This window comes from Dietzia sp. DQ11-44, assembly GCF_014145205.1.
Taxonomy (GTDB): Bacteria; Actinomycetota; Actinomycetes; order Mycobacteriales; family Mycobacteriaceae; genus Dietzia; species Dietzia natronolimnaea.
The window spans coordinates 1-9,740 of the sequence record NZ_JAALEC010000168.1; the positions used below are offsets into that span (position 1 = coordinate 1).

Below are 9,740 nucleotides of genomic sequence, written 5' to 3' on the forward strand. Positions count from 1 at the left end.
CCCGCCAATGCCTTCGCCATCCTGGGCCTGCGGGCGATGTACTTCCTGCTGGCCGACCTGGTCCACCGCTTTGTCTACCTCAAGATCGGGCTGGCGCTGATCCTGATCTGGGTGGGCATCAAGATGATGCTCAAGATCGACGTGTTCTACATCCCCACCGCCATCTCCCTCGGGGTCATCGCGACCATCCTCACCGTCTCGGTGATCGCCAGCCTGCGCGTCACCAGAGGCCAGGAGGCACAGGGCCTGCCCACTCCGGCAGAGCCCCCGTTCCGGGTTGCCACCGCCGAGGAGGACGCCGCCCTCGACCCCCTCTGGCGGGCCCGGAGTGAAGCCTCCGCCGATGAATTCGAGAAGTCGTGACCGGCCGAGTTGTGCGGACTCGTGCTGCAGCTCGAGGCCAGCTGGCGATAGCTTTCGAGACGGTCTCGGCGTGTCTGTTGCGAGAACCAGTCAGTCACCTCGAAAGTGCATGGGAGACCACATGCCCGAAGACCGTTCCACCGGAACTTCCTACCGCAACGGTGCCGGGACCACCTCGCTGGTCGCCGGCATCATTGCCGCGCTGGCCTCCCTGGTGCCCTTCATCGGCGGTGCGATCACCATCGCCGCCGCAGTGGTCGCCCTCGCCAGTGGATGGGTCGGTCTGAAACGAGTGGACCAAAGCGAGGCGTCGAACCACCGTGAGGCCGTCATAGGCATCGGTCTGGGACTGGCAGCACTGTTCGTGGCGTTCCTCGTCTTTGCCGCGACCAACAGCGCATAAGGGTCCACCTGACCAGGTCGATCACGCGCTATCCGGGAGATCCGCGTGGGGAAGTGCCACACGGGGAACGCCCTCCGGGGTGCGGTCTCGCGCCGATCGGCAGAGGTGCGTCGGAGACACGGCCGCACGTGCGGTGCACTCCCCATCCCGCCTAGTCGTTGCCGGACCGGGCTAGACCCGGACCCGGCTCCAGCCCGCCGTCTCCTCCGCCGCGCGATGGGTTTGTTCGAGGAACCTCAGCACCACGGCGTCGGGATCCGCCGCCTGTCGCACGAGGTGGTACGGCAGCACGTACTCACCCAGCTCGGCGCTCCAGTACGCGGGGGCCTCGACCGCCGGATGGGTGTCGTACCCCTCGGGGTGGGGATAGGCGTACGCGTAGAAGATGCCCTCCTCCGCACCACCCGGCCAGTACCCCGCGCTCGACACCTCGTCGCTGTAGGCCTCGTGCATGACCCGGTCCGGGCAGTTCGGGACGCCACCGGGATGCTCGGGGGCGGAGCGTCCGGAGAACCGGGTGACGGCCAGATCGAACGCACCCCAGAAAAAGTGGACGGGCGAGGACTTCCCACGGAACCCACTGCGGAACGTCGACAGGACGCCGTGCGCGCTGACCAGCGACCTCCGGAAACGGGCCACGGCGTCAGCGTCGTACGACGCGTGCGTGGTGTCCTCGGCGAACGGGATCACCTCCGGCAGCTCGACCGGGGTCCCGACGATCGGCACGTCGAACCCGAGATCACCCAGGTGGCCGGTGTACTCGGCGTAGAAGTCGGCGACGGTCCGCGGCTCGAGCGCCATCCGGCGGGTGCTGCCGTCAGTGACGAGGAACAGCAGGTCGTGGCTGACGAAGTCGAAGCGGATCTCCAGACCGCGGTGTCCGGCGACCATCAGGGACGTGGTGAGCCCCCGCGCGTCCACGTACAGCGGGACGCCCCACCAGTGGTTGATCTCCGGCCCGAGGGCCATCCGCGTCTTGCCGACGATCTGGGTCCACAGGTGAAGTGTGTCCCTGGTGTCGATCCACGACTCCAGGGGCAGGGCCGGCCAGGGCTCGTCTCGCGTCTCCATCGACACATGATCCCCGATCTCGCGGCCGTCCGACACCCCCATCGTCAGCCGGGACCCGGCGCCAACCGCGCCCCTGCGTCACCCGGGTCGACGGCCGGGGGCCCGGTGCCGTTGGACGGCGTCGTGGTTGCCGCACCGGGCACTGCAGTAGCGCCGCTTACCGTTCCGGCTGGTGTCGACGAACACCTCGGGACACCCCGATCGGAGACAGGCCCCCAGACGGCCGCCCTCCGACTCGACCGCGAAGATCGCCAGACCGCCTGCGGTGATGGCCCGGACGCGCTCCACCACGTCGTCACCGTCGGCCGCGAAGTGCAGGTGGGGCTTGTGCCCGTCGTGCGTGCTCAGGGACGGCCTCGACGCGGCCGAGTCCAGCAGCTCGTTGATCGCGTCGCACGTGGAGTCCACGTCCGGCGCCGAGAAGGGTGCCCTCAACCACAATGCCCACTCCTGTAGGCGGGTCGACCTCGCGTCGTCGAGATCGGGCCTGCGGACGCCGTGGGCGCGAAGCACGCCGACGGCCATATCGGTGTCCCACTCCCGGGCGCCGAGTGAGGCAAGTTCCGCCGCGAGAGTCGGGCCGACCATATTGCCATGGTTGAACTGCACTGACCCATTGCACCACAGTCAGCGCATGACCACAGCAGCCTGTTCGCCCACCGACGTCGATCACGACCGCGACCACGACGCCCCCGTTCCGCAGCCTGCGGATCCGGACGCGCACCAGCACGAATGGCTGACCCGCTCCTCCCACCGCACCAGCGAGGGCACTGTGACCTACGAGTCCTGCCACTGCGGCGCGCATCGCGTCCTGCGCGCCGGCGTGCCCGTCGCCCGGGTGTAGGGAGAGGCGACGCTCAGGGCGAGGTCGAGATCGAGCGCTCCTTGACCTTGAACCAGATCGAGAAGTCCTCGGCGGCCCGACGTACGACGTCGTAGTTCGAGCCGCCGGTGAGATCGTTGAAACTGTCCCGCACGCCGTCGACTCCGGTCGACCGGGTCTCCTTGGGGATGCCGAAGCCCATCTTCCAGTCGGCGAAGCTGCGCTCGGCTGCAGGTTCCGTCAACAGGACCCGGACACGACTGTGCCTGTCATCGGCAGCGATGCGCGTCATCAACTCGTCGATCGCGGCCGGAGGGCCTTCGAGGAACTGAATGAAGCAGTTGTTCCTGAAGAGGAGGACACCGGTGATCCCGGCGGCACGATTGCGCTCCCGGGAGGTGAACAGAATGGACTCCAGATCACCCGGCAGCATCTTCCGCACCGGCACGCTCGTGTACACCAAATACTTCAGTTGTCCGCTCCCGGGCGACGTGGGGAACTCAGCGTCCAGCGACATTCAACTCTCCCTCGCTCGCATCGGAAAAGTACAGATCATTCAGGCTGGAGATCGCCTCGTCCAGGGATCCGGACTCGCCCTGCGGTCTCGACATCCTGTCGTAGCAGGTGAAACTGCCGTCAGAATTCTGATCGATGTACCCCACGAAGTTCCCGCGGAAACTACCGACGAAGAAGCTGTCTTCCACCTGGGACCATCGTATTTCTTCGTATCCTTCGATTGCCGAAGTCACTCCCACCCCTTTTCTTCCTTGACAAGGTGTTTCACCCACTGCCGTACACGTCGAGAAGAACGTGGCCCGAGCCACGTCACCGGGAGACGCTGCCGCCGCGCGCGGCCGAAACAGGGATGGGCACGCATCGACGTGTCACCCGATCCCACAGTGCTCTTCTTGCCTAAGAACTCACATCCTGCCGAAGCTATCCGTCATAGCGGCACACCGGGCCATCATGATGCGCGTCGGAAGACTGCGCCACCGATGGCATCGGTCGCGTCCGGAACACGGGCGAGTGCGATCCCGATGACGAGCGTGGTCAGACCTCTCCCGGCCGCGATACCGTCCGGCCCAGTCGGCGTGACACCGCGGCGCCCCACGGGGTGGTGAGCCGGGCCGCGGTGAGGAGGCCCTCGTCCTGCAGCACTCGGTGGACCGGGCCGCGGGTGAGCGCTCCGCCGGAGAGCACCACCGCGTCGTCCGCCCAGGCCCAGGCGAGGTCGACATCGTGCGTGGCCATGAGGATCGCGGCCCCCGCGGCGCGAAGCGACTCCAGCGCCGCGAGCAGGTCCTCACAGGAGAGCGGGTCGAGCCCGGCCGTCGGTTCGTCGAGAAGCAGGACGCGAGGCCGCATCGCCAGCGCACCCGCCAGGGCCACCCTCTTGCGCTGCCCGAAGGACAAGTGGTGGGGGACGCGGTCGGCGAGGTCGGTGATCGCCAGCGCCGCCAGGGCCTCGTCGACCCGGTGGGCCACCTCGGCGCGATCCAATCCGAGGTTCACGGGGCCGAAGGAGACGTCGGCCCGCACGGTCGTGGCGAAGATCTGGTCGTCGGGTTCCTGGAGCACCATCTGCACCGACTGCCGCAGGCGGGTGCGGTCGGCGCGGCGGTCCCGGACCCGCTCCCCGTCCAGCTCCAACTCCCCGGCCTCGAGGCGGTTCAGGCCCACGAGCAGCCGCATCAGGGTGGTCTTGCCGCTGCCGTTTCCACCGAGAAGCGCCATCTTCGCCCCGGCGGGGATCGTCAGGTCGGCGCCGTCGAGCACGGTGTGGGTGTGACCGCCGAGGGCATCGAGACGCCGGTAGGAGAACCGGGCACCGCGCAGCGCGAGGACGGTCACGTCATGACCCCCAGTATCGAGACGGACACGAGAACCAGACAGATGACGAGCACGCGGGTGGCCGAGACCGGGTCCGCCTCGGCGAGCACTGCGGTCTGGCCGCGCTCGGCGCGCATGGACATGGCGTCGTCGATCGCCCGTGCCCGCCTGACGGACAGGACGAATACCGAGGCGAACTGCGTCCCGACCGAGCTGATCGCGGCCCGGGCGGTGCGGTGTCCGAGCCTGAGGTCGTGGGAATGCCGCAGCGTGCGCGCGGAGTCGATGAGCAGGCCGATGAGCCGGTAGGTGGTGTCCACGACGTGAGCCAGCGGGGCGGGCAGTCCGGCCCGCCGGCCGGCGGCCAGGAGGTCGGCGACGGGCGTGGTGCACGCCAAGGTGATGGTGGCGGCCGTCGCGGCGATCGCCCTGCTCACCGTCCGCCAGGCGGTGTCGACCCCGGCCGGATCCACCACGAGGCGCCAGTCCACCAGGTCCAGCACGAGGGGACCGATTCCCAGGGCCAGGAACGCGACGGGGGCGAGCAACGCCGCGAGGTAGATCCTGGCGGGGACGCGGGCCAGCGCCAGGGCGCACACACAACAGACAGTCAGGATCGCCACGTGGCCCACCGGTGGCGGCACGAGCAGTGCCGCCACCAGCAGACCGCCGAAGAGCAGCAGCTTCTCGACTACCGGGAGGTCCGACCAACGGTTGTGGGACGCCGCGAGTTCGAGTGGGTTCACCTAGGGCTCGGCCGGTCAGTGCCCGGCCGGACCCGTGGCCGCCGCCGACGGGGTCGCCGCACCCGTCACGCTCTCCCGACGCTGCCTACTACGTGTCCGCAGGACGCCGAGTCCGTAACCCACGATCCCGCCGCCGATCCCGGCCTGGAGGGCGAACACCCCCGATTCGACCTCCCCCGGCAACTCGGGCAGAAGCGGCTCGAACCATGGCTCGTAGTCGGGAGAGACCTGGCTGATCGTCCCCTCCGCCTGCCCGTCCGCACCCTCGAACTCGCCGCCCGCACCAGCGCCATAGACCAGGGAGAACACCGCGATCGCGAACGCCACGGCGACCAGCCCCACGAGCACCCACACGCTGACGTGCTTCTTCCCGCTCATCGCACCGACTCCGTGGCCTCGACCTGATCGGTACGGTCCTCGAGATGCGCGAAGGTGCCCGCGCCGGCGAGTCGCGCCCTCCGGAAGAAGCCCACCAGGTCGAGCTCACGGGAGGCGATTCGCAGGAGCACGCTGACGATCACCACGACGATCAGAGCCTCGACGACCGCCAGCGGGATCTGGGTGATAGCGAACACGGCGAGGAACTCGGCCATCGAGAACCACAGGCCGTGCTCGGCGCTCGGGAACGCCAGCGCGAGCTGGGCGCTGGTGACGAGATACGTCACCAGGTCGGCGAGGAACGCGGCGACGAAGACCGCGCCGAGCAGCGGCACCGCGACCCGTCGACACAGGACGAACGCCCCGTAGGCGACCCACGGCCCGGCGACCCCCATGGAGAACACGTTCGCGCCGAGCGTGGTGATGCCCCCGTGCGCGAGCAGCAACGCCTGGAAGATCAGCACCACGGTGGCGACGAAGGCCATGACGGGTGGCCGGAAGATGATCGTCCCCAGCCCGGTCCCGGTGGGGTGCGAGCTGGAGCCCGTCACCGACGGGAGCTTGACGGCCGACATGACGAACGTGAACGCCCCGGCCACGCCGAGCAACACGCCCGCCTCCGGTGTCCGACGGACCGTCCTGATCACCTCGCGCGCGCCGTGGATGACGAACGGTGCCGCGACGGCCGTCCATGCCACGGCGTGCACCGAGGGGAGGAAACCCTCTGCGATATGCATATGCCTGAGACCTTTCTGCCCGTCACCTCGCGGGCACTCGTGGTGGCAGCCACGGCCGGTCTCCTGGCTCACGGGTTCCCCCGGCCCACCCCCGGAAGGGATGGACCGGATCGCCGCCGGTCCGCCTTCCCACCCACACAACGCGTGCGAGCAGTGGCACAGAGGACTGGCGACATCATCCGTTCACAGTGGCGAGGGCCGCCCCGGTCTCACACCGGGTTCCCGAGCACCGCAGCTGAGCAGATCCTAGCCCCCTCCCGGGGGCCGACTCAGTACCGCACCGATTGGGCGTCCGAGACCAGGCACATGCCCCCGACGGACTGCAGGAGGGGCCGCAGCGACCGGAGGACCTCGTCGATCCGGTCGGGGTCGACCGCCACGAGCACGAAGGTGTTGTCGAAGGTGGAGAAAGGGTCCCCACCGCGCTCACCGTGCTGTCCCCGCCCGTAGATTCCCGGGATCACGGTGCGATGGGTCAGGCCCAGCGAATCCAACGCGCCGAGGAACCTCCCGGCGACCCCGGACTCCACTACCAGTTCGATCCTTTTGACGTCTTTCATGGGATCTCCTCGCCTCAGGCGCCCAGGTACTGGGCGACGGTGTAGTAGAGCGGAATGCCGAGGACGATGTTGAACGGGAATGTCACGGCAAGGGCCATTGTGAAGTACCGGGACGGCCGCGCTTCGGGGATCGCGTAGCGCACGACGGCCGGCACCACGATGTAGGACCCGCTCGCCGCGAGCACGGCGAGCATGGTCAGGTCGCTGACCGGCAACCCGGCCAGACTGCCCAGGGCCAGCGCCATCGATGCTCCGACCAGGGGCATCACGATGCCGAACCCGATCAGGAACGGGCCCACGTCCCGGACCTCGCGGAGCTGACGGGCGACGAGCAAGCCCATCTCGAGCAGGAAGAAGGCCAGCAGCCCCTTGAACATGTCGTCGACGAACGGGGACATGGCCTCGCCGGCGTCGGCCCCCACCACGGTGCCGATCACGAGCGACCCGATCAGCAGCAAGTGCGCACCGTCGGTGAACGCCTCGTGCAGGATCGCCCGCAACGACAGGGGTGCGCCCGACACGGGAGAGGAAGCGCCGGCCCCCGCGTCACCCGCCATCTGGGCGGAACGCTGACGGGACCGTGCCCAGGTGGCCAGAAGCACCGCCATGATGATCGCGGGCGATTCCATCAGAACCAGGGCGACCGTCATGTACCCGCCGGGTTCCTCCCCACGGGCGGTCACGAACTGCGTCGCGGCGATGAAGGTCACCGCGCTGACCGACCCGTAGGTCGCGGCGATGGCGGCCGCATCGAACTCGTTCACCCTGCGCCGCAGGACCAGGAAGCCCAGCGCAGGGATCACCAGGGCCAGGAGGAGGGCGATGCCGATCACCGCCGCGGCGCGGCCGGTCAGACCGGTCTCTCGCAGAGCCTGGCCACCCTTGAACCCGATCGCCATGAGCAGGTAGAGCGACAGGAACTTGGTGACGGGGGCCGGGATCTCCAGGTTGGAGCGCACAGCGGCGACGAACAGCCCCAGGAAGAAGAACAGGATCGGCGGGTCCGTGAGGCTGCCGAGAATGCTGAGGTCCATCGAGTCTCCCCTGATCTGTCCGGAGTCCGTGCGCCGCCGAGCGGGACGAGCTGATCTCCGTCGTGGCGCGCTAGCCGCCTGTTCCGAGCGAGTAACGGGAACGACAATACATGACTTTCAAGACATGTTTTGCAACAGCCTAAATCGGTGTCGCGTGTTGTGGCGCGGCGCGCGGACCGGGCCCGCGGTGGGACGGGCTCCGTGCACGCCCACATGCGTACCGTGATTCACGTAAGGCAAAATGGCACTCGGAAGTCGTCGGTGATGGGGTGGCGTAGTGGCAGAGTGGACGTTTCTCACCAATCACGCGCACGTCCTGTTGTGCATCGCGCAGGACTCCGAGACGCGACTGCGCGACATCGCCGATGCGGTCGGGATCACCGAGCGCGCCACCCAGCGGATCGTGGCCGAACTGGAAGAGGCCGGGTACCTGCAGCGCATCCGCGACGGGCGCCGTAACCGCTACAGCCTGAACCGAGACCTGCCGCTGCGCCATCCACTCGAACGGGACCACATGGTCGGGGAGATACTCAGCGTGCTGGGGGCCCCGCGAAAGGGTGCTGGCGACGGCAACGAGTGACCCGTCGGCACTGATCGTGGCGCCCCGACAGCGTGGTCGACCACTACTAGAGGCCCCCAGGGGACGATCTGGTCGGCTTCTCTCTGCAGTTGATCGAGTTCGGAGATGTCATAGGGGCTGAGCACATCCACCGTCACCACGTCCGGACGAACGGTCGCTTTCTGCACCACCGCGGATTCGGTGTTGCTCAGCCAGCGTCCCGGACCTGCGCGGCCCACACCCTCGTAAGCGAGCTCGTCGACATGGGGACCAACACCACGACGAAGAGCAACGTCACTACGGGGTACGCCCTACGCGACGTACTGTGTTGCGAAGCGGTCCGACCTTGCACTGGTCGCAATTCCGGTCACGCCAGAGTGTTCACCACACCCAGCGCGGCTCAACCCGCCAAGGAGGCATGGCATGAGCACTACCCGCGAGCTTCGCGCCGAGGTCGAGGTCGACGCCCCCGTCGAGCGCGTGTGGGAGGTCGTCACGGATACCTCCGTGCTCGTTCGGTCGTCGCCCGAACTCGTCGCGGTGACACCGCTGCTGCCGGGAGGCTTCCGGAAGGGCCAGCAGTACATCGGCTGGAACCGCCGCAAACTGGTCGTCTGGCCAACCCGAAACGTTGTGATCGAGTTCGAGCCACACAAGCGTGTCGCCTGGGACACGAAGACCAGCGGCGCCCGCTGGGCCTTCGAGCTCCAGCCGACGCAGACCGGTACCAAGCTGGCCCAGCGTCGGTCCGTGCCGGGCAAGCTCAATCCGATCGGCCGGATCTTCGCCGCGACGCTCCTCGGCGGGGGTCCGAACCACGCTGACGAGCTCGATACTGCACTTGGCACCACGCTGGAGAGCATCAAAGCTATCGCCGAGGCCTGACCAACCGACTCGTCCCCACGGGTGGACTTCGCCAGGGATAACTCTCTTGCGACTGGGCAGTAGCAAGAGGAGCAATGCGCGGGAACGGCCACTTAGACGACAGCCCGCCGGCAGAGTTCGGAGAGACGTCTTCCGCTACCTCACGGACCGACCACACCCTGATCTGAAGTGGACAGCCGGTATGGTGAGTCCGGGTCTACCCGCCCAGTAATCGACCGGATGAGCGTCCCGCAGGGAGACTCGAGTGTAGATGCCGCCCTCGGAAACCACGAGCACAGCCTGGCACCTCGGCCTCCGTGACTGTGGTCGAACTTTCAACTCTGAGTTCGACCTACCCCGCCCCGCCCCGCC

General features: G+C 67.9%; 14 protein-coding genes, 1 pseudogene and 1 riboswitch. Of the genes and pseudogenes, 5 read left to right on the forward strand and 10 right to left on the reverse strand.

From position 1 onward, the window contains the following. Window positions 1-363, forward strand: a pseudogene (locus tag G6018_RS05165) (tellurium resistance protein TerC); the annotation flags it as partial. Window positions 364-484: 121 nt separating this feature from the next. Beyond that, a complete protein-coding gene (locus tag G6018_RS05170) occupies window positions 485-766 on the forward strand; it encodes a hypothetical protein (RefSeq protein WP_179524153.1) in 282 nt (93 codons plus the stop codon). A 171-nt stretch (window positions 767-937) separates the two neighbouring features. Here G6018_RS05170 and G6018_RS05175 read toward each other — a convergent pair whose 3' ends face one another. After that, window positions 938-1,837: a DUF5996 family protein gene (locus tag G6018_RS05175; RefSeq protein ID WP_182638987.1), complete on the reverse strand. Its 900-nt coding sequence runs from the start codon at window positions 1,835-1,837 to the stop codon at window positions 938-940. A 78-nt stretch (window positions 1,838-1,915) separates the two neighbouring features. Then, window positions 1,916-2,425 (reverse strand): CGNR zinc finger domain-containing protein, encoded by a 510-nt coding sequence (locus G6018_RS05180; RefSeq protein ID WP_187700400.1) that lies wholly within the window; start codon window positions 2,423-2,425, stop codon window positions 1,916-1,918. Between the two features lie 46 nt (window positions 2,426-2,471). Between G6018_RS05180 and G6018_RS05185 the strand changes: the two genes are divergently transcribed. Further along, on the forward strand, window positions 2,472-2,681 hold the full coding sequence (locus G6018_RS05185; protein ID WP_179523156.1) for a hypothetical protein: 210 nt from the start codon (window positions 2,472-2,474) through the stop codon (window positions 2,679-2,681). A 13-nt stretch (window positions 2,682-2,694) separates the two neighbouring features. Here G6018_RS05185 and G6018_RS05190 read toward each other — a convergent pair whose 3' ends face one another. The 8 genes from G6018_RS05190 to G6018_RS05225 all read right to left on the reverse strand — a co-directional run bounded on the left by G6018_RS05190 (window position 2,695) and on the right by G6018_RS05225 (window position 7,945). Beyond that, window positions 2,695-3,177 (reverse strand): BLUF domain-containing protein, encoded by a 483-nt coding sequence (locus tag G6018_RS05190; RefSeq protein ID WP_179524150.1) that lies wholly within the window; start codon window positions 3,175-3,177, stop codon window positions 2,695-2,697. Next, a complete protein-coding gene (locus G6018_RS05195) occupies window positions 3,161-3,364 on the reverse strand; it encodes a hypothetical protein (RefSeq protein ID WP_187700401.1) in 204 nt (67 codons plus the stop codon). Before G6018_RS05195 ends, G6018_RS05190 begins: the two co-directional genes overlap by 17 nt. 346 nt (window positions 3,365-3,710) lie before the next feature. Beyond that, complete coding sequence (locus G6018_RS05200) at window positions 3,711-4,511, reverse strand: ABC transporter ATP-binding protein (protein ID WP_179524148.1); 801 nt, start codon at window positions 4,509-4,511, stop codon at window positions 3,711-3,713. After that, a complete protein-coding gene (cbiQ, locus tag G6018_RS05205; protein WP_179524147.1) occupies window positions 4,508-5,236 on the reverse strand; it encodes a cobalt ECF transporter T component CbiQ in 729 nt (242 codons plus the stop codon). The genes G6018_RS05200 and cbiQ overlap by 4 nt, the downstream gene beginning before the upstream one ends. Before the next feature lie 15 nt (window positions 5,237-5,251). Next, window positions 5,252-5,614, reverse strand: coding sequence for an energy-coupling factor ABC transporter substrate-binding protein (locus tag G6018_RS05210; protein ID WP_179524146.1), 363 nt, complete (start codon window positions 5,612-5,614; stop codon window positions 5,252-5,254). Continuing rightward, the gene (locus G6018_RS05215; RefSeq protein WP_179524145.1) at window positions 5,611-6,351 is read right to left on the reverse strand and encodes an energy-coupling factor ABC transporter permease; all 741 of its coding nucleotides are present in this window, start codon (window positions 6,349-6,351) and stop codon (window positions 5,611-5,613) included. The genes G6018_RS05210 and G6018_RS05215 overlap by 4 nt, the downstream gene beginning before the upstream one ends. 35 nt (window positions 6,352-6,386) lie before the next feature. Further along, window positions 6,387-6,600, reverse strand: a riboswitch (cobalamin riboswitch). A 20-nt stretch (window positions 6,601-6,620) separates the two neighbouring features. Continuing rightward, window positions 6,621-6,911, reverse strand: a complete 291-nt coding sequence (locus G6018_RS05220; RefSeq protein WP_179524144.1) for a transcriptional regulator — start codon at window positions 6,909-6,911, stop codon at window positions 6,621-6,623. Window positions 6,912-6,925: 14 nt separating this feature from the next. Then, window positions 6,926-7,945: a sodium-dependent bicarbonate transport family permease gene (locus G6018_RS05225; protein ID WP_182638989.1), complete on the reverse strand. Its 1,020-nt coding sequence runs from the start codon at window positions 7,943-7,945 to the stop codon at window positions 6,926-6,928. 277 nt (window positions 7,946-8,222) lie between these two features. On the opposite strand from G6018_RS05225, the gene G6018_RS05230 reads away from it, so the two are divergent. Together G6018_RS05230 and G6018_RS05235 are read left to right on the forward strand one after the other, a co-directional pair. Further along, window positions 8,223-8,525, forward strand: a complete 303-nt coding sequence (locus G6018_RS05230) for a winged helix-turn-helix domain-containing protein (protein ID WP_042329960.1) — start codon at window positions 8,223-8,225, stop codon at window positions 8,523-8,525. Between the two features lie 402 nt (window positions 8,526-8,927). After that, window positions 8,928-9,389 (forward strand): SRPBCC family protein, encoded by a 462-nt coding sequence (locus tag G6018_RS05235; protein ID WP_182638992.1) that lies wholly within the window; start codon window positions 8,928-8,930, stop codon window positions 9,387-9,389. The last annotated feature ends 351 nt before the right edge of the window (window positions 9,390-9,740 follow it).

Bases quoted from the DNA above. Each gene is read 5' to 3' on its own strand.
- G6018_RS05170 (WP_179524153.1), top strand. From the start codon at position 485: ATGCCCGAAGACCGTTCCACCGGAACTTCCTACCGCAACGGTGCCGGG.
- G6018_RS05175 (WP_182638987.1), bottom strand. From the start codon at position 1,837: ATGGAGACGCGAGACGAGCCCTGGCCGGCCCTGCCCCTGGAGTCGTGG.
- G6018_RS05180 (WP_187700400.1), bottom strand. From the start codon at position 2,425: ATGGTCGGCCCGACTCTCGCGGCGGAACTTGCCTCACTCGGCGCCCGG.
- G6018_RS05185 (WP_179523156.1), top strand. From the start codon at position 2,472: ATGACCACAGCAGCCTGTTCGCCCACCGACGTCGATCACGACCGCGAC.
- G6018_RS05190 (WP_179524150.1), bottom strand. From the start codon at position 3,177: ATGTCGCTGGACGCTGAGTTCCCCACGTCGCCCGGGAGCGGACAACTG.
- G6018_RS05210 (WP_179524146.1), bottom strand. From the start codon at position 5,614: ATGAGCGGGAAGAAGCACGTCAGCGTGTGGGTGCTCGTGGGGCTGGTC.
- G6018_RS05215 (WP_179524145.1), bottom strand. From the start codon at position 6,351: ATGCATATCGCAGAGGGTTTCCTCCCCTCGGTGCACGCCGTGGCATGG.
- G6018_RS05220 (WP_179524144.1), bottom strand. From the start codon at position 6,911: ATGAAAGACGTCAAAAGGATCGAACTGGTAGTGGAGTCCGGGGTCGCC.
- G6018_RS05225 (WP_182638989.1), bottom strand. From the start codon at position 7,945: ATGGACCTCAGCATTCTCGGCAGCCTCACGGACCCGCCGATCCTGTTC.
- G6018_RS05235 (WP_182638992.1), top strand. From the start codon at position 8,928: ATGAGCACTACCCGCGAGCTTCGCGCCGAGGTCGAGGTCGACGCCCCC.